General features: G+C 48.1%; 24 protein-coding genes. 17 read left to right on the forward strand and 7 right to left on the reverse strand.

Annotated elements, in window-relative coordinates; genetic code table 11:
- The first annotated feature begins 174 nt into the window (after nucleotides 1-174).
- Entirely contained in the window at nucleotides 175-960 is a 786-nt protein-coding gene (locus BHV73_RS11820; protein ID WP_022218058.1) for a TerB family tellurite resistance protein, read from the forward strand.
- Between the two features lie 70 nt (nucleotides 961-1,030).
- Entirely contained in the window at nucleotides 1,031-4,300 is a 3,270-nt protein-coding gene (locus BHV73_RS11825; protein WP_087412386.1) for a S41 family peptidase, read from the forward strand.
- Nucleotides 4,301-4,429: 129 nt separating this feature from the next.
- On the opposite strand, the gene BHV73_RS11830 is transcribed toward BHV73_RS11825, so the two are convergent.
- On the reverse strand, nucleotides 4,430-4,819 hold the full coding sequence (locus BHV73_RS11830) for a DUF2721 domain-containing protein (protein ID WP_009122953.1): 390 nt from the start codon (nucleotides 4,817-4,819) through the stop codon (nucleotides 4,430-4,432).
- Between the two features lie 109 nt (nucleotides 4,820-4,928).
- Here BHV73_RS11830 and BHV73_RS11835 point away from each other — a divergent pair, with 109 nt between their 5' ends.
- The 3 genes from BHV73_RS11835 to BHV73_RS11845 are packed head-to-tail and all read left to right on the forward strand — an operon-like array spanning nucleotide 4,929 to nucleotide 8,095.
- Nucleotides 4,929-6,524 carry an aspartate:alanine exchanger family transporter gene (locus tag BHV73_RS11835; protein ID WP_022218056.1) on the forward strand — a complete coding sequence of 532 codons (1,596 nt, stop codon included), beginning with the start codon at nucleotides 4,929-4,931 and terminating at the stop codon, nucleotides 6,522-6,524.
- Nucleotides 6,525-6,528: 4 nt separating this feature from the next.
- Nucleotides 6,529-7,512, forward strand: coding sequence for an aminodeoxychorismate synthase component I (locus tag BHV73_RS11840; RefSeq protein WP_087412387.1), 984 nt, complete (start codon nucleotides 6,529-6,531; stop codon nucleotides 7,510-7,512).
- Nucleotides 7,496-8,095 carry an aminotransferase class IV family protein gene (locus tag BHV73_RS11845; RefSeq protein WP_087412388.1) on the forward strand — a complete coding sequence of 200 codons (600 nt, stop codon included), beginning with the start codon at nucleotides 7,496-7,498 and terminating at the stop codon, nucleotides 8,093-8,095. Before BHV73_RS11840 ends, BHV73_RS11845 begins: the two co-directional genes overlap by 17 nt.
- A gap of 95 nt (nucleotides 8,096-8,190) precedes the next feature.
- Here the strand turns inward: BHV73_RS11845 and BHV73_RS11850 are convergent, their stop codons facing one another.
- A complete protein-coding gene (locus BHV73_RS11850) occupies nucleotides 8,191-9,396 on the reverse strand; it encodes a multidrug effflux MFS transporter (RefSeq protein WP_087412389.1) in 1,206 nt (401 codons plus the stop codon).
- Between the two features lie 170 nt (nucleotides 9,397-9,566).
- Between BHV73_RS11850 and BHV73_RS11855 the strand changes: the two genes are divergently transcribed.
- The 5 genes from BHV73_RS11855 to BHV73_RS11875 all read left to right on the forward strand — a co-directional run bounded on the left by BHV73_RS11855 (nucleotide 9,567) and on the right by BHV73_RS11875 (nucleotide 12,929).
- Complete coding sequence (locus tag BHV73_RS11855; protein ID WP_148360155.1) at nucleotides 9,567-10,850, forward strand: 3-phosphoshikimate 1-carboxyvinyltransferase; 1,284 nt, start codon at nucleotides 9,567-9,569, stop codon at nucleotides 10,848-10,850.
- Nucleotides 10,851-10,995: 145 nt separating this feature from the next.
- On the forward strand, nucleotides 10,996-11,418 hold the full coding sequence (locus tag BHV73_RS11860; RefSeq protein ID WP_009122947.1) for a hypothetical protein: 423 nt from the start codon (nucleotides 10,996-10,998) through the stop codon (nucleotides 11,416-11,418).
- 10 nt (nucleotides 11,419-11,428) lie between these two features.
- Entirely contained in the window at nucleotides 11,429-12,250 is an 822-nt protein-coding gene (locus BHV73_RS11865) for a metal ABC transporter permease (protein WP_009122946.1), read from the forward strand.
- Entirely contained in the window at nucleotides 12,250-12,675 is a 426-nt protein-coding gene (gene tsaE / locus BHV73_RS11870; RefSeq protein WP_087412391.1) for a tRNA (adenosine(37)-N6)-threonylcarbamoyltransferase complex ATPase subunit type 1 TsaE, read from the forward strand. Before BHV73_RS11865 ends, tsaE begins: the two co-directional genes overlap by 1 nt.
- A gap of 35 nt (nucleotides 12,676-12,710) precedes the next feature.
- Nucleotides 12,711-12,929, forward strand: a complete 219-nt coding sequence (locus BHV73_RS11875; protein WP_087412392.1) for an immunity 17 family protein — start codon at nucleotides 12,711-12,713, stop codon at nucleotides 12,927-12,929.
- Between the two features lie 88 nt (nucleotides 12,930-13,017).
- Here the strand turns inward: BHV73_RS11875 and BHV73_RS11880 are convergent, their stop codons facing one another.
- The 3 genes from BHV73_RS11880 to dnaE all read right to left on the reverse strand — a co-directional run bounded on the left by BHV73_RS11880 (nucleotide 13,018) and on the right by dnaE (nucleotide 17,581).
- Nucleotides 13,018-13,350 (reverse strand): hypothetical protein, encoded by a 333-nt coding sequence (locus BHV73_RS11880; RefSeq protein WP_022218048.1) that lies wholly within the window; start codon nucleotides 13,348-13,350, stop codon nucleotides 13,018-13,020.
- A 32-nt stretch (nucleotides 13,351-13,382) separates the two neighbouring features.
- The gene (gene trxA / locus BHV73_RS11885) at nucleotides 13,383-13,697 is read right to left on the reverse strand and encodes a thioredoxin (protein WP_087412393.1); all 315 of its coding nucleotides are present in this window, start codon (nucleotides 13,695-13,697) and stop codon (nucleotides 13,383-13,385) included.
- Nucleotides 13,698-13,783: 86 nt separating this feature from the next.
- Entirely contained in the window at nucleotides 13,784-17,581 is a 3,798-nt protein-coding gene (dnaE, locus tag BHV73_RS11890; protein WP_286738410.1) for a DNA polymerase III subunit alpha, read from the reverse strand.
- 173 nt (nucleotides 17,582-17,754) lie between these two features.
- On the opposite strand from dnaE, the gene BHV73_RS11895 reads away from it, so the two are divergent.
- From BHV73_RS11895 to BHV73_RS11910, 4 genes are all read left to right on the forward strand, one after another.
- Nucleotides 17,755-18,444 carry a phosphatidylserine decarboxylase family protein gene (locus tag BHV73_RS11895; RefSeq protein WP_009122939.1) on the forward strand — a complete coding sequence of 230 codons (690 nt, stop codon included), beginning with the start codon at nucleotides 17,755-17,757 and terminating at the stop codon, nucleotides 18,442-18,444.
- 2 nt (nucleotides 18,445-18,446) lie between these two features.
- Nucleotides 18,447-19,154, forward strand: a complete 708-nt coding sequence (pssA, locus tag BHV73_RS11900) for a CDP-diacylglycerol--serine O-phosphatidyltransferase (protein ID WP_087412395.1) — start codon at nucleotides 18,447-18,449, stop codon at nucleotides 19,152-19,154.
- A gap of 67 nt (nucleotides 19,155-19,221) precedes the next feature.
- The gene (locus BHV73_RS11905; RefSeq protein ID WP_022218046.1) at nucleotides 19,222-19,536 is read left to right on the forward strand and encodes a DUF4834 family protein; all 315 of its coding nucleotides are present in this window, start codon (nucleotides 19,222-19,224) and stop codon (nucleotides 19,534-19,536) included.
- Between the two features lie 14 nt (nucleotides 19,537-19,550).
- Nucleotides 19,551-21,743 (forward strand): alpha-galactosidase, encoded by a 2,193-nt coding sequence (locus BHV73_RS11910; RefSeq protein ID WP_087412396.1) that lies wholly within the window; start codon nucleotides 19,551-19,553, stop codon nucleotides 21,741-21,743.
- Between the two features lie 164 nt (nucleotides 21,744-21,907).
- On the opposite strand, the gene BHV73_RS11915 is transcribed toward BHV73_RS11910, so the two are convergent.
- Together BHV73_RS11915 and BHV73_RS11920 are read right to left on the reverse strand one after the other, a co-directional pair.
- The gene (locus tag BHV73_RS11915) at nucleotides 21,908-22,342 is read right to left on the reverse strand and encodes a nucleoside deaminase (protein ID WP_009122935.1); all 435 of its coding nucleotides are present in this window, start codon (nucleotides 22,340-22,342) and stop codon (nucleotides 21,908-21,910) included.
- A 63-nt stretch (nucleotides 22,343-22,405) separates the two neighbouring features.
- Nucleotides 22,406-22,639 (reverse strand): hypothetical protein, encoded by a 234-nt coding sequence (locus BHV73_RS11920; RefSeq protein WP_004293731.1) that lies wholly within the window; start codon nucleotides 22,637-22,639, stop codon nucleotides 22,406-22,408.
- 83 nt (nucleotides 22,640-22,722) lie between these two features.
- On the opposite strand from BHV73_RS11920, the gene BHV73_RS11925 reads away from it, so the two are divergent.
- From BHV73_RS11925 to BHV73_RS11935, 3 genes are read left to right on the forward strand one after another with little or no spacing between them, the layout of a single operon-like run.
- On the forward strand, nucleotides 22,723-23,088 hold the full coding sequence (locus BHV73_RS11925) for a YraN family protein (RefSeq protein ID WP_009122934.1): 366 nt from the start codon (nucleotides 22,723-22,725) through the stop codon (nucleotides 23,086-23,088).
- A gap of 22 nt (nucleotides 23,089-23,110) precedes the next feature.
- Nucleotides 23,111-23,467, forward strand: coding sequence for an MmcQ/YjbR family DNA-binding protein (locus BHV73_RS11930; protein ID WP_087412397.1), 357 nt, complete (start codon nucleotides 23,111-23,113; stop codon nucleotides 23,465-23,467).
- Nucleotides 23,451-24,224, forward strand: a complete 774-nt coding sequence (locus tag BHV73_RS11935) for a biotin--[acetyl-CoA-carboxylase] ligase (protein WP_087412398.1) — start codon at nucleotides 23,451-23,453, stop codon at nucleotides 24,222-24,224. The genes BHV73_RS11930 and BHV73_RS11935 overlap by 17 nt, the downstream gene beginning before the upstream one ends.
- Nucleotides 24,225-24,226: the final 2 nt, after the last annotated feature.

A 24,226-nucleotide genomic window follows, 5' to 3' on the forward strand; every position in this document is an offset into this window, starting at 1 on the left:
TAAATCCTTTTTTATAATACTCCGAAATCTAAATCAATGTAAACGAAAAAAGATAAACCGGGCTCCATATAGCCAATCTATAATCTCTATTCGCATTATTCCGTATTTCTTGGCATCGCCCTTCTTTGTATTTAGGCAAGAATAGTTACTTTTGCAAAATCAAAGAACAAAATTATGGGAGCAGGAAAATGGATTGGCGGTATCATCGGCTTTATGGCAGGCGGACCGCTCGGCGCATTGGCAGGATATGCACTTGGTTCGTTGATGGACCTCGGCGGTAATACAACAAGCTATACGGCAACCTACGGTAACGGACAGACAACGGAAGACGTGTTTGCCGGACAGCGGAACAGTTTTCTCTTTTCAATGCTGGTAATGGCCTCGTACATTATACGGGCGGACGGGCGTATCATGCACAGTGAAATGGAATACGTCCGCAATTTCTTACGAACGAATTTCGGTGTGGCCGCAGTCAGCGAAGGAGAACGGATACTACTCAACCTCTTTGAGCAGCGTAAGCGTATGGATATGCAAAACCCTCTTGCATTCAAGAATACCATCCGTGACTGCGGTATGCAAATTGCCGCCAACCTGACATACGAAGAACGCTTGCAGTTGTTGGGCTTCCTCGCCAACATAGCCCGAAGCGACAACAACGTTTGTCGTGAAGAAATAGAAGCGTTGAAAGAAGTGGCGACTTATATGGGACTATCCGAAAACGAAGTGGAATCCATGCTCAATTTGGGTGGCAATTCATTGGACGCGGCTTACAAAGTATTGGAAATACTCCCCACAGCAACCGATGAAGAAGTGCGTGCCGCATACCGCAAATTGGTATTAAAGCACCATCCCGACCGGGTAGCTACGCTGGGAGAAGACATCAAGCGTGCCGCCGAAGAAAAGCTGCAGAACATCAACAATGCCAAAGAGATTGTGTACAAGGCAAGGGGAATGAAATAATAACCAAAGCCCACTTCATCAAAACAATACTCTTACTATAAATCCCTAATCCAATAGAAATACATTCATTATGAAAAAGATACTCGCTTACTTCGCGCTGAGTTTCACTACTCTCGCCACCTATGCAACAACTCCTCTCTGGATGCGTGACATACAAATTTCACCCGACGGGACAGAAATCGCTTTCTGTTACAAAGGAGACATCTACAAAGTTCCTGCAAAAGGCGGTACAGCCATACAACTCACTACGCAGGAGTCCTACGAATCGACCCCTGTCTGGTCACCGGACGGCAAGCAAATAGCATTTGCCAGTGACAGATACGGTAACTTCGACGTATTCGTAATGCCTGCCAACGGTGGAACAGCCCAACGCCTGACCACCCACTCGGCCGGAGAAATCCCATCCGCATTTACCCCCGACGGTAAATACATCCTCTTCTCGGCCGCCATTCAAGACCCAGCCGAAAGCGCCCTCTTTCCCCGTTCTGCCATGACTGAGCTTTATAAAGTATCCGTAACCGGTGGACGTACCGAACAGGTATTGGGTACACCTGCCGAAGCAATCTGTTTCGACAAATCGGGCGAACTGTTTTTCTATCAAGACCAAAAAGGGTTTGAAGACCAATGGCGGAAGCATCACACTTCATCCGTCACACGTGATATATGGATGTACGATGCCCGCACAGGCAAACATGCCAACCTCACCCAACGTGCCGGTGAAGACCGTAACCCCGTCCTTTCTCCGGACGGACAGGAGTTGTATTTCCTAAGCGAACGCGATGGCGGTTCATTCAACGTATACGCCTTCCCGCTGAACCGACCGGAGGCAGTGAAAGCAGTAACTTCCTTTAAAACCCACCCCGTACGTTTCCTTTCCATAAGCACCAACGGAACATTGTGCTACGGTTACGACGGCGAAATATACACACAGCAGAACAACTCGGAACCACAAAAAGTCCGAATAGAAATCACCCGTGACGACCGTCCGCAGATAGCCCGCTTGAATTATACCAGCGGAGCAACCTCGGCCACCGTCTCACCGGATGGCAAGCAAATAGCCTTCATAGCTCGTGGCGAAGTCTTTGTAACTTCGGCAGACTACGCTACCACCAAGCAAATCACCCACACCCCTGCCAACGAAAGCAGTCTGTCCTTTGCCCCCGACAATCGTACGCTGGCCTACGCCAGCGAACGTAACGGCAACTGGCAGCTCTATCTCGCCAAGATTGCCCGCGAGGAAGAGCCCAACTTCCCCAATGCCACTCTTATAAAAGAGGAAGCGCTACTGCCTTCCGCCACTGTCGAGCGCACTTGCCCGCAATTCTCACCGGACGGTAAGGAATTGGCATTCATAGAAGACCGCATCCGCCTGATGGTACTCAACCTCGACACGAAGAAAGTACGCCGGATTACCGACGGTTCCACCTGGTACAGTACAGATGGCGAATTCAGTTATGCCTGGTCACCGGACAGCAAATGGTTTACCCTCGAATTTATCGGCAACAGACACGATCCGTATTCCGATATAGGTCTTGTCAGCGCGCAAGGCAATAGTCCCATCGTCAATCTGACCAATAGCGGTTACATGAGCGGTTCGCCCCGTTTTGCCCTCGACGGTAACGCGATTCTGTTCAAGACAGAACGTTACGGTATGCGCGCCCACGCCTCATGGGGCTCGCAAGACGACGCCATGCTTATTTTCCTCAATCAGGACGCTTACGACAAATACTGCCTGAGCAAAGAAGATTACGAGTTGCGCAAAGAATTGGAAGCCGAACAGAAGAAAACGCAAGACAAGGATACCGCCAAAGATAAAAAGCGCAGCAAGAAAGAAACAGAACAAGAAAAGACCGGCAATGACAAGCCTCAAGTGAAAGACATTGTCGTTGAACTGAAAAACATTGAAGACCGCATTGTACGTCTCACCCCGAATTCTTCGGATATGGGCAGCGTCATCATCTCCAAAGACGGTGAAAGCCTTTATTACTTCGCAGCCTTTGAAGACGGTTACGACCTTTGGAAAATGGATCTCCGCAAGAAAGATACCCGGCTCCTTCACAAAATGGATGCCGGCTGGGCTTCCATGGAAATGGACAAAGACGGTAAGAACCTCTTCCTGCTGGGTGGCAAAACCATGCAGAAAATGGATATGGCGTCCAATACGTTGAAACCCGTCACTTATCAGGCGCAGGTTAAAATGGATTTGGCGGCAGAACGCGAATATATGTTCGGGCATGTGTACAAACAACAGCAGAAACGTTTCTACAACACCAATATGCACGGCGTAGACTGGGATGCCATGAGCGCCGCCTACCGTAAGTTCCTGCCACACATCAACAACAACTACGACTTTGCCGAACTCTTGAGCGAATGGTTGGGCGAACTGAACGTATCGCACACCGGCGGTCGCTACTCCCCTTCCGGACAGAGCGAACCGACAGCCAGCCTGGGACTGCTTTTTGACTGGAAATACCGGGACAAAGGCATGCGTATAGCCGAAGTAATAGAAAAAGGCCCGTTTGATAACGCCACTACCAAGGTGAAACCAGGCAGCATTATCGAAAAGATTGACGGTATGGAGATTACCCCCGAGACGGATTACTATACATTAGTAAACAATAAGGCCAAAAAGAAAACCCTCGTCTCGCTCTACAACCCGCAGACCAAAGAGCGTTGGGAAGAAGTGGTAATCCCGATAAGCGGCAGTGCGCTAAACACTCTGCTCTACACCCGTTGGGTAAAACAACGCGCGGCAGATGTAGCCGAATGGTCTGGCGGCCGTTTGGGCTATGTGCATATCGAGTCGATGGGCGATGACAGCTTCCGTTCCGTTTACTCGGATATTTTGGGTAAATACAACAATTGCGAAGGTATCGTCATCGACACCCGCTTCAATGGCGGCGGCCGTCTGCACGAAGATATCGAGATTCTGTTCAGCGGCAAGAAGTACTTTACGCAGGTAATCCGCGGTCGCGAAGCTTGCGATATGCCCAGCCGCCGCTGGAACAAGCCGTCTGTCATGCTGACGTGCGAAGCCAACTATTCCAATGCGCACGGTACGCCGTGGGTATACCGCCACCGGAATATCGGCAAGCTCGTAGGCATGCCCGTTCCGGGAACTATGACCAGCGTATCGTGGGAACGCCTGCAAGACCCTTCCCTCGTTTTCGGCATTCCCGTTGTAGGCTACCGTCTGCCCGACGGCAGTTATTTGGAGAACTCCCAATTGGAACCGGATATCAAAGTCGCCAACTCGCCCGAAACCATTGTGAAAGGCGAAGACACCCAGCTCAAAGTAGCCGTAGAAGAGCTGCTGAAAGAGCTGGAATCCGTCTTATGAGACAAAAAGATTCGTCCTGCGGGACAAAAATATTCATCTCACGAGATAAAAAAAATCATCCCACGAGACAAAAACAACCGTCTCGCGGGATGAAATAAACTGTTCCGTAAGAAGGAAAAAACGCTCTCTCTAATCATCCATATCGTTCAGATGTATCTCCAGCGCTTTCACCGAGATATAAATTTCGTATACTGAAATAGTCAGCGAGATAATCAGCAGTACCAAAGCAAGGCCGAAAATATAAACCGAGGCCAGATAAAGCCGGATATAAATAAAGAACATACTGACTACGCACAGCAGCAAACTCGCTATGCCCGTTACCTGCATGGCACGTGTCAGATACAGACGTTTACGCAGGTTGGCAATCTGCGCGGCGGTTACAGACGAATGGCTCTTCTGGTGCTGTTCCTTCAAAGCGCGCACAAGACCGGCATACGACAAAAAACGGTTGGTATACGCCAACATAATCAAGGATATTGCCGAAAACAGCAAAGCGGGGGTAGTCAAATCTATTTCCATAAGACGGATTTCTTTAAATCTTTAGCGGCTGCAAAGATAAATAATACTTTCTCTATCTAACTTTTTTCCTTTACCTTTGTTCCCACGAAAAGACTAATTCACCGAGCCTATGTTCACTGACCTGCTTAATTCCTCTTACTTCGCGCTTTTCCTCATCGTAGCCTTAGGCTTCATGCTGGGAAGAATCAAAATCAAAGGATTGTCGCTCGACGTTTCCGCAGTAATCTTCATCGCCCTGCTCTTCGGACATTTCGGGGTGATTATCCCTAAAGAGCTGGGAAACTTCGGGCTTGTACTATTCATATTCACCATCGGCATACAGGCCGGTCCGGGCTTCTTCGATTCCTTCCGGAGCAAAGGGAAGACACTCATTATCATCACCCTGCTGATTATTTGTTCCGCCGCTTTGACGGCGACAGGGCTGAAGTATGCGTTCGACATCGACACGCCAAGCGTGGTAGGGCTGATAGCCGGCGCACTGACCAGTACTCCGGGACTTGCCGTTGCCATCGACAGCACGCATTCACCGCTGGCATCCATAGCCTACGGTATCGCCTATCCGTTCGGAGTAATCGGCGTTATCCTGTTCGTGAAGCTGCTGCCCCGCATCATGCATATCGACCTCGACCGGGAAGCCCGCCGCTTGGAAAAAGAACGCCGCGGACAATTCCCCGAACTGATTACCTGCATTTACCGCATTACGAACCCTATCGTTTTCGGACGCACCCTGATGCAAATCAATGCCCGTGCCATGACCGGCGCGGTAATCTCCCGCCACAAGCATGACGAGCAAATCTCTATCCCGACCGCACATACCGTACTCCACGAAAACGACTACATACAAGCCGTCGGCAGTGACGAAGCCCTGAATCAACTTGCCACTCTGGTAGGCGAACGCGAAGAGGGCGAGCTCCCGCTGAGCCACACCCAGGAAATAGAGTCTCTGCTGCTCACCAAAAAGGATATGATAAACAAACAGCTGGGAGACTTGAACCTGATGAAGAACTTCGGCTGCACCGTAACGCGTGTCCGCCGAAGCGGTATCGACCTCTCCCCCTCACCCGACCTCGCCCTTAAGTTCGGCGATAAGCTGACGGTAGTCGGCGAGAAAGAAGGGCTGAAGGGTTTGGCGCGTTTGTTGGGCAATAATGCCAAGAAGCTGTCCGATACGGACTTCTTTCCAATCGCAATGGGTATCGTGCTCGGAGTGCTATTTGGCAAACTGAATATATCCTTCCCCGGTGGTTTGTCGTTCTCACCGGGACTGACAGGCGGTATACTGATAGTGGCCTTGTTCCTTAGCGCCGTAGGCAAGACAGGCCCCATCATTTGGTCTATGTCGGGTCCAGCCAACCAACTGCTGCGACAATTGGGACTGCTGCTATTCCTCGCCGAAGTAGGGACATCGGCCGGAAAGAATTTAGTAGCTACCTTTCAGGAAAGCGGCTGGCTGCTGTTCGGCGTGGGCGCAGCCATTACGTTAGTGCCCATGCTGATAGCCGTAATCGCAGGCAGGCTGTTTTTTAAAATCAGCATCCTCGATTTATTGGGAACCCTTACCGGAGGCATGACGAGTACTCCCGGCCTGGCAGCCGCCGACTCCATGACGGACAGCAATATTCCGAGTGTGGCCTATGCTACGGTGTATCCTATTGCGATGGTGTTCCTCATATTATCCATCCAAATTATTGCAACGGTGATTTAAGACGATGAGAGCCTTGGACAAAGAAACAGCCATCGCCCGCATGAACACATTCGGGCGTAAAAACACACCTTTTCTGTTCATCATCGACTATACGCAAGAGCAGTCGTACGTTGAAGCCCTCGATGAGATAGATACGTCCGTCTGCCTCTACCGATTCGGAGAAGCCGATAATGCCCCCGATGCAGATGCCCGGTATACCGGAACAATAGATTGGGACTTTACTCCCCCGTCTCCAGCCGATTACCGCCGTTCTTTCGATATCGTGAAACATAACCTGCTGGGCGGAAACAGTTATCTGACCAATCTGACGTGCAAAGTTCCGCTTCGCACTAACCTGACGCTAAAGGATGTATTTCTGCATGCTCACGCTTTGTATAAGCTTTGGCTGAAAGACCGTTTCGTCTGTTTCTCGCCCGAAATCTTTGTCCGCATGGAAGAAGGCAGGATAAAGTCCTTTCCGATGAAAGGAACGATTGATGCCGCTCTGCCCCATGCCGAATCAATATTGCTGGACGATGCCAAAGAAGCGGCGGAACACGCCACCATTGTCGATTTGATACGCAATGATATCAGTATGGTTTCCGAACACGTCACCGTAACGTCCTATCGCTATATAGACCGCCTGCAAACCAACAAAGGAGCGATTCTGCAGACAAGCTCTGAAATATGCGGCACGCTGCCCGATGATTATACCGAGCGGCTCGGCGATATCCTTTTCCGGTTATTGCCTGCCGGCTCTATTACCGGCGCTCCCAAGCCGCGTACCATGCAAATCATCGCCGAAGCGGAAGGCTACGAACGGGGATTCTACACCGGAGTTATGGGCTGCTACGCCAACGGCCGACTGGACAGCGCCGTCATGATACGCTTCATCGAACAAGAAAACGGGCAACTCTATTTCAAAGCCGGCGGCGGTATCACCGCCCAAAGCCGATGGGAAAGCGAATACAACGAGGTAAAACAAAAGATATATGTGCCGATTTATTGAAACCATACGTATTGACGGCGGAGTGGTTCGTAACTTAGCCTACCATGAACGGAGGCTGAACGATACCCGCACACACTTCTGGCCGGAAAGTACCGGCCTGCAATTGACCGATTTTCTGCCCCCGATTCCCGAAAACGGCAGACACAGATTGCGTATAGTCTACGGACGATGCGGTATCGAGGAAGTGACTTGTACCCCTTACATCCTACGTCCCGTCCGTTCACTGGCGTTGATATCGGCAAACGACATCGGTTACACCTACAAAAGCGCCGACCGTGAAGCGCTCAACCAACTGTTTGCGCAACGCGGCTCTTGTGATGACATTCTCATTGTCCGCCAGCGCCTGCTCACCGACACCAGCATTGCCAACATCGCTCTCTTCGACGGCAAGCGGTGGTACACTCCGCAACATCCTTTGCTGAAAGGAACCAAACGAGCCGAGCTATTGGACAAAGGCATTCTTACGGAAAAGAATATACGCATGGAAGATTTGCCTTCCTACTCCACCGTCCGCCTTTTCAATGCGATGACAGACTGGGGTGAACTGGAACTTTCCGTCCGTCACCTGCAACCAATATTCTGAAAATTACTGAAACCGGTTGCGGCATCGCAGGTTTCAAGCCTATCCGGATAACTCCGTTATTCAAAGAAACGGCAGACACTCAATATTTATCTGCCTCAACGTTTCGGAGACGTACCGAATGCGAAGTAAAGCCTAGCCCGCCTTTTGCCCAAAGCCAGCAGGATGCAACTTAACGAGCAGCCGGCACTGATGACAAAGATAATTCCCGTGGATACCAGGATATCACCGAGCCCCACCAAAGGAGAGACAATTCCGCCGGAAGCGAAACAGACAGCCCCCAATAGCGCGGAAGCCGTACCCGCATTGTCACGCTGACACTCCATCGCCAATGTTGTGGTAGACGTAAAAGTCAGCCCCATCATAAACAACAAAACCAGCAGAAGCGCTTCGTACATCCAAAAACCGCATCCTGTCATAAGCGCCGTACACTCTCCGAGTGCAGCCACCGCCATGCCCACACAGCCTATCAACGTACTACTGACAGGACGCCTGAACTTCACGGATGTCGCAGCCGCAACCCCTATCGCCACCGCATTAACAGCAAAGCAGAAACTGAATACCAACGGCGAATATCCGTAATGCTGCTGCACTATAAAAGGTGAAGAGGAAATATAGGCAAACAGCACTCCTTGCGCAAACGCCATTTGCAACACATAAAACACATATTGCCTATCTTGCAGCACCACTTTAAAACTGCGGAATGTATCTCCCCACCGGCTTACCGAACGGTGCTCCTTGGGCAATGACTCCCGAAAGCAGTAACTGCCGACAAGCAACACAACGCCCAATCCCAACAGAATACCGAAGATGCCCTGCCAGCCGATAGCTTCCGTAAATACACCTCCGATAATAGGAGCCACCACCGGAGCCACTCCGTTGATAGCGCCAATAACCGCAAGCATCTTCGCCAGTTCCTTACCCGAATATTTATCCGCAGCCACCGAACGGGCGATTACAATACCGCCTGCCCCGGCTATGCCTTGTACCAGACGAAAAGCCACAAACTGATGAATATCCCGTGCAAACAGACAAAGAATGGTAGAGACGATAAACAGCCACATGGCTGTCAGTAACGGTATGCGCCTCCCGTAGCGGTCGCTCAGCGGACCAAACAAGATTTGTCCTGCCGCCAACCCTATCATGCTCGTGGTAAGTCCCAACTGTACCATTGAAGAAGCGGTTTGAAAATAATCTCCCATAGCCGGAAGGCTGGGCAGATACATGTCGGTGACGAATGGGCCGAAAGCAGTCAGCATACCCAGCAATACAAGTAGAAACAACTTAGAATTATCTTTTACCATACTACATATTAATTTGAACCACAAAAGTAGTGTATTTCCATAAGTCCGGCGAGACATATTATTAAGCAATCCTGTTCATTTTAGGAACATGCTTCCATTTCCCAAAGATTTGTCTTACTTTTGCATCGGAATATAAAGCTCTCCACTACCGTAACTTAACAAATACAACTATGCGTTATACCGTTTCCGCCCCCGGCACCCCGATACACGCCGCTATTCAATTGCCGGCATCCAAGAGTATCAGTAACCGTGCGCTTATCCTGCACGCCCTTGCTCACGGCAAGCAAACGCCCTGTAATCTGAGCGATTGCGACGATACCCGTGTCATGGTGCGCGCGCTGCAAGGCAATCCCGAGCATATAGACATTATGGCAGCGGGGACGGCCATGCGTTTCCTCACCGCCTATCTCAGCGTGACACCCGGCAGCCGTATCATCACCGGAACGCAACGCATGCAGCAACGTCCCATCCGTATTCTCGTAGATTCGCTGCGTTTGCTCGGAGCAAAAATCGATTACGCCGGACAAGAAGGATTCCCACCTCTGCGCATCACGGGGACGGAGTTGCAAGGCGATGAAATATCCCTTGCCGGAAACGTCAGTTCGCAATATATCTCCGCCTTGCTGATGATGGGAGCGGTGCTTCCCAACGGACTGCGCCTGCACCTTACGGGCAGTATCATCTCCCGCCCCTACATCAACCTCACGCTTCAGCTTATACACGACTTCGGCGGACGTGCCGAATGGAGTTCCGAAAACAGCATCACCGTATATCCCGGCGGTTACCGGGATGTCCCGTTCACCGTGGAGAGCGACTGGAGCGCGGCATCCTACTGGTATCAGATATTGGCGCTGAGGGGAAATGAAGAACGAAGAATGAAGGATGAAGAATCTCCGAAGGGTGATGAGCATGAAACGGTGGAGCTGCTCGGGCTGTTTCCCCGCAGTTATCAAGGTGACAGTCGCGGCGCGGAGATTTTCTCCCGACTGGGCGTACATACCGAATATACCGACCGGGGCGTACGACTGACATTGGCGGGTACACCCGTCTCGCGCTTGGAAGAGGATATGGTAGACATTCCCGACCTGGCACAAACCTTTGTCGTAACTTGCTGCCTGATGGACATTCCTTTCCGCTTTACCGGTTTGCAAAGCCTCAAAATTAAGGAAACCGACCGTATCGCCGCCCTTATCACCGAGCTGCGAAAGTTAGGTTATTTGGTACGTTCCGAACAGGACAGCATTCTGTTATGGGACGGAGAACGTTGTCCTGCTGAAAACACCCCGATTATCTCCACGTACGAAGACCATCGTATGGCAATGGCATTTGCTCCTGCCTGCATCGTATTACCGCAGATAGTGATTGATGAACCTCAAGTAGTTTCCAAATCCTACCCGGCCTATTGGGAAGATTTAAAGAAAGCGGGGTTCACAATCTCCAACGAACAAGGGTAAAAGGCAATGTTTCTTTTTGCTATCCGCCAGTTTCTCCGAAGAGAATCAACCTTTTTGCCCGTCCAAAAGAAGTCAGATACGAAAACAATGTGTATCTTTGTCCGTTCTATTTTATAAGGACACTTTTTTCAAGGAAAGAGAACGTATGTGGATACTGATTATTAGCCTGATTGCCCTCGCCATCGTAGCTGCCATAGCGGGAATAGTACGCAACCGCAGACTTCAAAAGAAAATTGACAACGGCGAGTTGGACGCCATGCCCGAAGTGCAGGAAGCAGATATGGAATGTTGCGGACAGCACGAAGTATGCGAGAAAGACAGTCTGCTGGCCGCCGTCAGCAAGAAAATAGAATATTATGATGACGAGGAACTGGACAAATACATCGGGACTGCTCCCGACCGGTATACTCCCGAACAAGAAGAAGAATTTCGTGACGTATTCTATACCATGCAGTCGGAAGATGTGGCCGGATGGGTGCGCAGCCTGCAACTACGAGGCATCGCGCTACCGGACAACATAAAAGACGAAGTGTTCCTGATTGTAGGAGAAAGGAGAATTAATCACTAATCACCGCCACATGGAACTTTTACAATATACTTTTTTTCAACATGCCCTTATCGGCAGCTTGCTGGCAAGCATTGTCTGCGGAATTATCGGTACATACATCGTTACCCGGAGACTGGTATTCATCAGCGGCGGACTGACGCATGCTTCTTTTGGAGGTATAGGAATGGGGCTGTACACGGGAATTTCACCGATTCTTTCGGCAGCTATCTTTTCAGTACTGTCGGCATTCGGTGTAGAATGGCTCAGCAAACGAAAAGATATGCGTGAAGACTCTGCTATTGCGGTATTCTGGACGTTAGGAATGGCATTGGGCATCATCTTTACATTCCTGTCTCCCGGATTTGCCCCCGACCTTTCCGCTTATCTGTTCGGGAATATCCTGACAATAACATTTGGCGACATCGCCTTGCTGGGCGGGCTGGCGATATTACTTATCTTGTTTTTTTCGTGTTTCCTGCATCCGATAATCTATGTAGCATTCGACCGCGAATTTGCCCGTTCACAAGGTATTCCTGTACAGGCTTTTGAATATGTATTGATGATGTTCATCGCATTGACTATCGTAGCCTGCCTCCGTATGGTGGGTATCGTGCTGGTTATCTCATTACTGACAATTCCGCAAATGACAGCCAATCTCTTCTCGCACAGGTTTCACCGTATTATATGGCTATCCATCGGCATCGGCTATCTTAGCTGCTTGGGGGGACTGCTTATTTCATACTATCTCAATGTTCCTTCGGGAGCAGCCATAATCTTCTTCTCCATTATTATTTACGCAATCTGTAAAGGAGGAAAAAGTTTTTGGTTATCTTTGCATCAAAATACAAGATAATGGAAATCAAAATTCAGTCATTAGACCAGATTCATGAAGCTGCCCGCCAATTCATCGAAGCGATGGGCGACAATACGGTATTTGCTCTTTACGGCAAGATGGGAGCCGGTAAAACAACCTTTATCAAGGCGGTTTGCGAAGAACTCGGCGTGTCCGATGTCATCACCTCTCCTACTTTCGCTATCGTCAACGAATATCGTTCCGATATTGCCGGAGAGTTAATCTATCATTTCGACTTCTACCGCATCAAGAAACTGGAAGAAGTGTACGACATGGGATATGAAGACTATCTGTACAGCGGTGCGCTTTGCTTTATCGAATGGCCGGAATTGATTGAAGAGCTTCTGCCGGGAAATACCGTAAAAGTTACTATTGAAGAGGTGGAAAGCGGTGAACGAAAAGTGACGCTGGAACCACTGGATTAATATAGATTACTAAATTAACAGCTAATCACTTTACAATGAGCCAATACATTGTTCAAGGTATCTTTGTTGCCGCGGGAATTATCTCCCTGCTGGCTGCTATTTTGGATTGGAATTGGTTCTTTACCGCCCAAAATACGCAGTTTGTTGTGCGAAACGTAGGCCGCCGGCAAGCGCGCTGGTTTTATGGCGTATTAGGAGCGATACTTATCGGAATGTCAGTATTCTTTTTTCTGAATACTCCGCCAATGGCATAATAAAGAAAGACCAATACAGTTTAATTAATAAAAGGAAAGGCGCAGGTTTTACAATCTGCGCCTTTCCTTTTATTAATTAAACTGTGATTTACTCATCTTCCAAAGATTCCGTATATTCCATTTCACCTTGTACAATGAAAAGGATTTCATCCGGATCATAATCACCCATTTCATCCTTATGAGCTTCTTTGATGATGTAATCTACGATTTTCTCCAAATCGACTTCGATATATCCGTCACCGTCGGGCTGCACATCAAGGATGCCGCTCTCGGAATAATACTCGTCAATCAAATCGAGGAAATAATAGAACTCGTCATCAGAGAACTTCTCTTTTAACTCCTGCGGCAAATAGTTTTTGATGTACTCAATGGTCTTTTCATCATCGAGATCATTCTTCAAAAAATCGTCTTCCAGTCCCATAGCTTTATATTTTAAATTTGTCAAATAGTACCTTATAACAACGCTTCAATCTTCGTTACATAAACCGACTTGGGGGCAGAACCTACCTGTTTATCCACCAATTCCCCGTTCTTAAAGAACAGTACGGTAGGAATGTTACGAATACCATACTCGGCAGCTACATCACCGTTCTCGTCTACATCACATTTACCGATAAGTACTTTACCTTCATATTCACCTGCCAATTCATCGATGATAGGACCTACCATTTTACAGGGTCCGCACCACGGTGCCCAAAAGTCAATTACTACAGGTTTACCCTCTGCCAAGATTTCCTTGAAATTGTTGTCTGTAATTTCTAAAGCCATTTCTTCTAAATATTAAGTTTAAATATTAATTCAATAATACAATAGCAAACATTATCTTCTTACTGTTATCAGTGAAGCAAAGATAATTAATTTATCCGAAACTCAAGCTCCGGACGCTCTTTTAAATAAGAGATAAGTTCACGGCCTACGGAAAGCTTCACCGGACGAGACACCAAATCAACAGTCATCTTACTATCCGGATCGGTCACTCTGAAATAGAGTTCCGTAGTACCGGGACGGTCTTTCGTAAGTTCTGCCAATTCCGTCACCAATGCTTTGTTCAGTACACTGAGCGGGATAAGAATCGTAATCTTCTCTATCAGTTTCTCTTTTACATCGGGAAGCAATTCCATAGAGGTAATCTTCAGTTCCAATTCATCCTGCCGCCACTGTTTAGGTTGGCAACGCGCCTTAATATAAAGGAAAGTACGCTCACCCAAATAGCCTTGATAAGTTACCCAATCGTTCCCGAAGAAAGGTAACTCTGCCGAACCGGAATAGTCTTCTATCTTGGCTATACCGTAAGGATTGCCGTTCTTACTGATGCCTCGGCGGACGGTAGTGACTATACCGCCCATGGTAATTTCACGTCCCACCAGAAGTGTCTTATCCTCCAACTCCGCCATGTGTGTATTACAAACATGTTCCAGCACTACGGAGTACTCATCCAAGGGATGAGCGGAAAGATAAATACCGACTAAATCACGTTCCTTATTCAATCTGTCAAGGTCGCTCCAACGCTCTGCGGGAAGAATTTCGGGAGTAGCGATATCTACCACATTTTCACCGCCGAACAAAGAGTTGACCGCTGCCGCTTTATCCGCCTGATAACGGTTACCATAGCGTACCAATGTCTCGATAAAGACTTCATTCTTGGCATTAACGGCAAAATATTGTTCACGCTTCAACTCGGGGAAACTGTCAAAGCCACCGGCAAGAGCAAGGCATTCCAGGTTCTTCTTGTTACAAGCGTTCAAATTGACACGCTGTACGAAATCGAAGATACCTGTATACGGACCATTCTTCTCACGCTCCTCCATGATGCTTTGCACAGCACCCTCACCTACTCCTTTCACCGCACCCAATCCGAAACGGATATTACCTTCCGGATTGACGGTAAACTTCAAGTTCGATTCGTTCACATCAGGGCCAAGTACTTTAATACCCATCGACTTACATTCGTCCATGAGTTTGGTTATGGTAGTTATATCGGATAAACTTCGGCTCATGACGGCAGCCATATATTCCGCCGGATAATTCGCTTTCAAGAAAGCCGTCTGATAAGCCACCCATGAATAGCAGGTGGCATGAGATTTATTGAAAGCATAAGACGCGAACTTTTCCCAGTCAGTCCAAATCTTTTCGAGCACCTTCGCATCGTGCCCGTTTTTCTGTCCGCCCGCAATGAATTTCGGCTTCATGTGATCCAGTTTATCCCGCAACTTTTTACCCATCGCCTTACGCAAAGCATCGGATTCGCCACGGGTGAAGTCCGCCAACAAACGGGACAGAAGCATGACCTGCTCCTGATAGACAGTAATACCGTATGTATCCTTCAAGTATTTCTCCATAATAGGAATATCATACTCGATAGGCTTGCGTCCCCACTTACGGTCGATGAAATCCGGGATATAGTCCATAGGCCCCGGACGATAGAGGGCATTCATGGCAATCAAGTCCTCAAACGTACCGGGTTGCAACTCACGCAGATATTTCTGCATACCGGCAGATTCAAATTGGAATGTACCGATAGTCCGTCCGTCACAGTATAATTTATAGGTAGCGGGATCATTGATGGAAATCTTGTCGATATCCAATGCCAATCCCCGATGTAAACGTACATTCTCAACAGCTTCCTTAATGATTGAAAGAGTCTTCAATCCCAGGAAGTCCATTTTAATCAACCCCGTATCTTCAATGACCGAACCTTCGTACTGGGTAACGAGCATCTTCTCACCGGTCTCCTTGTCATCCGCCGTGCTGACAGGAACCCAGTCGGTGATATCGTCACGGCAGATAATCGTACCGCAAGCGTGTACACCTGTACCTCTCACATTACCTTCCAGCATTTTGGCATACTTCAACGTATCGCGTACCAACGGGTCGGGCGATGCCTCTGCCGCCTGCAATTCCGGTACGTAAGCGATAGCATTGGGAAGATTCAGTTTCTTATCAGGGATTTTGTCGGGAACCAGTTTGGCCAAACGGTCGGATTCCGACAAGGGTAATTTCTGTACACGGGCAACGTCCTTGATAGCCAATTTGGTTGCCATGGTACCATACGTGATGATATGCGCTACCTTCTCCTGTCCGTACTTTTCCGTTACCCAACGCAACACTTCACCACGTCCGTCATCATCGAAGTCCACATCAATATCAGGCAACGAGATACGGTCCGGATTAAGGAAACGCTCAAACAGCAAGTCGTACTGGATAGGGTCTATCTTGGTAATACCCAAACAATAAGCCACAGCCGAACCGGCAGCCGAACCACGTCCCGGCCCCACCGAAACTCCCAGTTGCGTACGGGCGGCATTGATAAAGTCCTGTACAATCAGGAAGTAACCGGGGAAACCCATCGTCTTCATGATGTACAACTCAAACACCAAACGCTCTTTTACTTCATCCGACAACGGATCACCGTAAATCCGTTTGGCGCCGTCAAATGCCAGTTTGGCGAGATAGTCGGCTTCCAGCTTGATACGATAAAGCTTATCGTAACCGCCCAAACGCTTTATTTTGGCTTTAGCGGCTTCCTCATCCAAGACTACTTTCCCATTTTCATCTTGCGTAAATTCATCGAACAAATCTTTTTCCGTATATTTCTGCCTGTATCCTTCTTCTGTTCCGAAATCCTCGGGAATGGCGAAAGTAGGCATGATAGGAGCATGGTCTATGGAGTAGTATTCCACCTTGTCCAAAATCTCCAACGTATTGGAAAGCGCTTCAGGAACATCGGCAAAAAGTTCGTTCATCTCCGCCTTGGTTTTCATCCACTCCTGCTTGGTATAAAGCATACGGCTCGGATCGTCCAAATCCTTGCCCGTACTCAAACAGATAAGGCGGTCGTGCGCCTCGGCATTCTCCTCGTCCACAAAGTGAACGTCATTGGAGCAGATTACTTTTATATTGTACTTCCTGGCATATTCCAGCAGTTTGGCATTGGCTTTTTGCTGTAAAGGATAAGCTTCGTGATTGGCACGGGGAACGGTCGCCTTATGGCGCTGCAATTCCAGGTAATAATCATCTCCGAAAAGATTCTTATACCAACGGATGGCTTCTTCTGCCTCCTCTAATTGGTCATTGATAATCTTTTTAGGAACCTCTCCACCGATACAGGCGGAGCAGACAATCAGGCCTTCGTGATACTTCTCCAGCTCATTGCGATCGGTACGCGGACGCATATAGTATCCCATAGTCCATGCGCGGGACACCAATTTTATAAGATTATGATAACCAGTTTCATTCTTCGCCAATACAATCAGGTGGTAACCGCTTTGGTCGGGCTTACCCTCTTTCTTATCCATTGTACGGCGGGCCACATACATTTCGGAACCGATGATAGGCTTGAACAGTTTATTTTCGGCTTCCGTTATCTTCGCTTTGCAAGCCGCTATCTCCGCTTCCTTATCCTCACATGCTATTTCACCGCTCTCTATACCGGCAATCCGCTTTTTCAGGTCTTTTATTTCCCCTTTCGGACCACCGTTCTTTTTATTAACATAGTTGGTGAATTCCTTGATACCGAACATATTGCCATGATCGGTAACGGCAATACCTTTCATACCATCCTTCATCGCCTTGTCTACCAAACGGCTCACACTGGCCTGGCCGTCAAGGAGCGAATACTGGGTATGTACGTGCAAATGAACAAAATCCTGCATAAATCTATCCTTTCTATAAGTGAGCATAAAGGTACGACCTATGCGATATCTAACAAAAATATTCCTCAAAAAGTTATCAACATCTGCAATTCTATGACTAAATTCTTGTTAGATTTTCAAAATAAGCCTATTTTTGCAGATAATTTGCATCAGAAAAGAATAAAACAAGATACATGGGTCGACTTAAAAAACTAAAGAAAATACGCATTCACCGCGAAGGCACACATACACTGGCCGGCAGTTTGCTGTTGATACTTGCCGTAAACGCCGGACTTTATTTCGGTTTGGAGTGCAAGATTCCGTTCTATGTAGTGGCCGTCATCAGCCTTATAGTTTATGGAATCTTGGTAAACTTCTTCCGTTGCCCGATACGTTTGTTCGGTCAGGAAGAGACTGAAAAGATTGTGGTCGCTCCCGCTGACGGGAAGATTGTGGTAGTGGAGGAAGTTGAAGAAACCGAATATTTCCATGACCGCCGTATCATGGTTTCCATATTTATGAGTCTGGTCAATGTACATGCCAACTGGTACCCGGTAGACGGAACCGTGAAGTCGGTGTCTCACCAGAACGGTAAGTTCATGAAGGCCTGGCTGCCTAAAGCAAGTACCGACAACGAGCGTTCCACCGTAGTAATCGAAACTCCCGAAGGCGTGGAAATCATGGCACGTCAGATTGCGGGCGCTATGGCACGCCGTATCGTAACCTATGCCGAACCGGGCGAAGAATGTTATATTGACGAACATATGGGTTTCATCAAGTTCGGTTCCCGCGTGGATGTATTTCTCCCGCTGGGTACGGAAGTGCTTGTTAAACTCGGACAACTGACTACCGGTAATCAAACCGTGATAGCAAAACTTAAATAACAATGGCAAATCGCATCACCCGTTCTATACCAAACACCTTAACCTGTCTGAACTTATTCTCCGGGTGTATCGCTTGTGTCATGGCTTTCGAGGCCAACTACAATCTGGCGCTTGTATTCATTATCCTCAGTGCCGTATTCGATTTCTTCGACGGTATGATGGCACGTTTACTGAACGCGCATTCCCCCATCGGAAAGGATTTGGATTCCTTGGCGGATGATGTAAGTTTCGGTGTAGCCCCCTCATTGGTAGTATTTTCCTTATTCAAAGAAATGTACTATCCGGCATCCATGGAGTTCATCGCTCCTTACATGCCGTATGCCGCATTCCTTATTTCCGTATTCTCGGCGCTGCGTTTGGCGAAATTCAATAACGATACCCGCCAGACCAGTTCCTTTATCGGTGTGCCGGTTCCTGCCAACGCCCTTTTCTGGGCATCGTTAGTGGCGGGCATACATCCTATCCTTATCTCCGGGAACTTCAATCCTTTTTATCTGTTAATATTGGTCTGCCTGTTCTCATGGCTGCTGGTATCGGAAATACCGATGTTCTCATTGAAGTTCAAGAATCTTTCATGGAAAGACAATAAAGTAAGTTTCATTTTCCTGATTGTCTGCATTCCACTCCTTATTTTTTTAAAAGTCAGCGGCTTTGCAGCGGTGATTGTATGGTACATCTTACTGTCACTCCTAACAGGAAAACGTAAATAAACATTTTCTTGGCACGGTTGTTGTACTATCGTTCGCTGAAAACGAACACATAAAAAGACATTAGCCCATGTTTCATTTTTTAGGATTCTTATTTATCATTATAATTGCTATCCTGCTTATCGGGCTTAGCATTATAGGCACTGTCATCCGAAGCGTCTTCGGATTAGGCGGCCGCCGTTCATCGAGCACTTACCGGAATGACAACGGAAATTACCAATCCGGAAGGGGATATTCTTTTAATGACAGACAGCAATCAGGCCCTTCTCCCAATGAAGAGCCGGACACAAGAACTAAAGAAGCCCCCACGCACAACAGACACAAAAAACTATTCTCCCAAGATGAAGGAGAGTACGTAGACTTTGAGGAAATCAAAGAAGAATAACAATAAAACACACCATGAAAACACTACTTGCCTTTATTCTTTTCGCGTTATCATCCCTGACGTATGTTAATGCAACGGATAACAAAACAATCCGCATCTCTACAAAAGACACAGACTTAATACTCCAGGTAGGGGAAAACGGTCGTCTGTACCAAACCTATTTGGGTGAAAAACTATTGCATGAGCAAGACTTGCAGCATTTCCAATGGAATATACATGCCGGCTCGGATGGCAGCGTAAGCAAACGGGGTTGGGAAGTGTACAGCGGTTCGGGCAACGAAGATTTTTTTGAACCGGCCATTAGTATCACGCACCACGACGGTAATCCATCCACCATATTATATTATGTTTCTTCATCCGACAAGGCCGTTGAAGGTGGTACGGAAACAACAATTCTGTTACGCGACGACCAGTATCCGGTAGAAGTTACCCTACATTACATAGCCTATCCCAAAGAGAACATTATCAAGACATGGAGTGAAATCAGACATCAGGAGAAGAAACCCGTTACCCTATCCTCCTATGCCTCTACCATGCTTTACTTCAACAACTCCGGTTACTATCTCACCGAGTTCAGCAGCGACTGGGCCAAAGAAGCGCAGATGAGCAGCCAGCAACTACAATTCGGCAAGAAAGTCATCGATACGAAACTCGGCAGCCGCGCCGCCATGCATACACACCCCTTTTTTGAAATAGGATTAGACCAACCCGTCAACGAACACCAAGGCACCGTGCTCATGGGGACATTAGGCTGGACCGGAAATTTCCGCTTCACCTTTGAGGTAGACAACGTAGGCAATCTTCGTGTAATCCCCGCCATCAATCCCTACGCCTCAACTTACGAATTAAAAGCGAATGAAGTGTTCACCACGCCCGAATTCATATTCACATTAAGCAATAACGGTACCGGACAAGGCAGCCGCAATTTCCACGAATGGGCGCGTAACTACGGCATAAAAGACGGTAACGGTCCCCGCCTGACACTATTGAACAACTGGGAAAATACGGCGTTTAACTTTAACGAGGAGAAGCTTGCCGCACTGATGAAAGAAGCCAAACACTTGGGAGTAGACATGTTCCTGCTGGATGACGGTTGGTTCGGCAACAAATATCCCCGTCAAAACGACCGTGCCGGTCTGGGCGATTGGGAAGTGACCCGTGACAAACTGCCCGGCGGCATACCGGCTTTAGTCCGGTCGGCAAAAGACGCCGGTGTAAAATTCGGTATCTGGATAGAGCCGGAAATGGTAAATCCTAAGAGCGAGTTGTTTGAAAAGCACCCGGAATGGGTAATCAAGCTACCCAACCGCGAAACCTATTATTACCGTCACCAATTGGTCTTGGACCTTAGCAATCCGAAAGTACAAGACTACGTTTACAACGTTGTCGCCGATATATTAAAAGAGAATCCGGAAACAGCTTTCTTTAAATGGGACTGCAACAGCCCTATCACCAATATATACTCGCCCTATCTCAAAGAGAAACAAGGACAGTTATATATTGACCATGTACGCGGCATCTACAATGTTATGAAGCGCGTCAAAGCGAACTATCCCGATGTGCCGATGATGCTTTGCTCCGGCGGTGGCGCCCGTTGCGACTATGAAGCGCTGAAATACTTCACCGAATTCTGGTGCAGTGACAATACCGATCCGATAGAACGTATCTACATCCAATGGGGGTTCTCTCAGTTCTTCCCCGCCAAAGCAATGTGCGCGCACGTCACCGGCTGGAACAAATCCACTTCCGTCAAGTTCCGTACCGACGTGGCCTCCATGTGCAAACTCGGCTTTGACCTCGGGCTGAAAGAGCTTAGTGCTGACGAGCTGACCTATTGCCAAACGGCGGTAACCAACTGGAAACGCCTGCAAGCCGCAATCATGGACGGAGTTCAGTACCGATTGGTCTCTCCGTACCAAAGTAATCACATGGCTGTAAATTACGTGAGCCGGGATACCGACAAGGCCGTTCTTTTTGCCTACGACATTTATCCCCGCTTCCAAGAGAAACTGATGCCCGTCAGACTGCAAGGCCTGAACCCAGACAAACGATATAAAGTAGAAGAGATAAATCTGATGCCTTCCGTAAAATCCGCTTTAAAAGCCAATGGAAAGATATATTCGGGAGATTATCTCATGAAAGTCGGTTTGGATGTATTCGGAACGGCAATTACGCAGAGTCACGTTATTGAACTGACCGCGCAATAATCATCCCGTAAGATAAAAAAAATCATCCCGTGAGATGGAATAATCCGCCTCACGGGATGATTTTTTTTGTCCCGCGGGACGAATCCATCCGTTCCGCAAGACGATTTCATTCGTGTTCCGTACTATCTGGGCAGTCTGCTGTAACGGTATTATTCAGAAAAGCATTACCTGCGTTTCGCAGCGAAAAAGTCTTTCATCAACGCGGCACATTCGTCCGCCAGTACGCCTTTCACTACCGAGGTTTTAGGATGCAAAGCCTGTGGCGCATAACGCTGGTATCCCCGTTTCTCGTCTTCCGCGCCAAACACCAGCCGTCCCGTCTGCGCCCATGCAATGGCTCCGGCACACATGACGCAAGGCTCAACGGTGACATAAAGAGTACATTCATTGAGATATTTACCGCCAAGCGTAGCGGCGGCGGCAGTAATCGCCTGCATTTCGGCATGCGCGGTGACATCGGTCAGAGTCTCAGTCAGATTATGGGCACGGGCAATAATGCGGTCTTTGCAAACAACGACAGCCCCAACGGGTACTTCCCCCCGCTCACCCGCCTTTTGCGCTTCAAGAAGCGCCTGCTTCATATAATCCGTATCCGTCATTTTCTTCCTGCCTGCTGTTTATCTTCTTCTACATCATGCACGACACCCTGCTCCGCCGCTTTCTCATCTTCGCATATCATGCTCGCCGAACAGCGTAGGATAATCTTCCTCCATATTCTTGTGGATAAACATGAGAATGGTTTCCCTGAGCCAGCGTGATTTATTCGTTATCTTGTACTTCTCCAGATAACGGTCTACAATCCGCAGCTCTTCCTCGCTCATCAGGCATACCATGCGCTGCTCGCGTTTAGGCTCTTCGGGTGTTGCTTTCGCACACGTTTTGTCTCTCTTTCTCATATTTCTTTGCAAAATTAGTTTTACTTCTGTAAAAACAAAGCAGAAAAAACGTATTTTTGTACTGAAAGAAAGAAAATCGTACTATGGCAATACATAATGCTCTGGGAAAAGCAGGAGAAGATGCGGCAGCAGCCTATCTGGAGCGTAACGGATACGAGATACGCGACCGGAACTGGCGGAAGAACCATCTGGAACTGGATATCGTCGCGACCAAAGACAATGAGCTGATTATCGTCGAAGTGAAAACCCGAAGCAATACAGAGTATGTCGAGCCGCAAGATGCCGTCAATTGGCAGAAAGTACGCCGTATTGTCATAGCCGCCGATGCTTACATAAAACATTTTTGCATAGATATGCCCGTACGTTTTGATATTATTACGGCAGTAGGCGATATAGGAGCTTTCAAAACGGAACATATCAAGGAAGCGTTTTATCCGCCTATGTTTTAAGAACTCTAATACCTGAAATACAATGGATATAGAAACCGCCCGCGAATATTGCCTCAGCAAAAAGGCTGCGACCGAAGACACTCCTTTCGGTGAGGATTTCCTCGTTATCCGAGTTATGGGGAAGATGTTTTTATGTATAAACCTCAATACCCCCGACCGCATCACCATGAAATGCGACCCGGAATACGCGCTGGAATTGCGTGACCGCTATAACGCCATCGAAGGCGCCTGGCACTTCAATAAAAAGTACTGGAACCAAGTGTTCCTGGACAGTGACGCAGATGACAAGCTGATAAGACATCTGATAGACCACTCTTACGAAGAAGTAATAAAGAAATTCACTAAAAAAACGCGCAATGAGTATGAAGCCCTGCCCTGAAACATTCCCTTATCCGCTGATAGCGTTGGACGAGACAGACTCAACCAACCGATACATCAGCCAGTTGTGTAATGAGCTGCAAGAATCCGTTGCCGAGCTGACCACGGTTACAGCCGAGTTTCAAAGCGCCGGCAAAGGCCAGCGTGGCAACACCTGGGAAGCGGACAAAGGAAAGAATCTGCTTTTCAGTTTTGTCCTCTATCCTACTTTTCTGGAAGCACGCCGCCAGTTTATCCTGTCGCAAATCGTTTCCCTCTCCATTAAGGAAGAGCTGGACAGATGGTCGGACGAGATTACGATAAAGTGGCCGAATGATATTTACTGGAGAGATAAGAAAATATGCGGTATACTGATAGAGAATGACCTCTCCGGACACTTCATCGGACGCAGCATCTCCGGCATCGGAATCAATATCAATCAGGATGAGTTTCACAGCGATGCTCCCAACCCGGTATCCCTGAAGCAGATTACCGGTCAGGAGCACGACCGCTATGAGATTCTATCGCATATCCTGAAACGGGTGCAAATCTACTACAACGGTTTGCAAACGGAAGACGGCAGTACTTATACCGCCGAAATAGCCGCCCGCTATGCCCGCTCCTTATTCCGCCGCAGAGGCTTTCACCCTTATGAAGATGCCGACGGCAGGTTTTCCGCCCGCCTGCTGCGCGTGGAGCAAGACGGACGTTTTGTTCTGGAAGACGAGAACGGCAAGGAACGGGAGTATTTATTCAAAGAGGTGCAATACATCGTCTGATT

It is taken from the genome of Bacteroides sp. 44_46 (assembly GCF_001915465.1).
Lineage (GTDB): Bacteria > Bacteroidota > Bacteroidia > Bacteroidales > Bacteroidaceae > Bacteroides > Bacteroides clarus.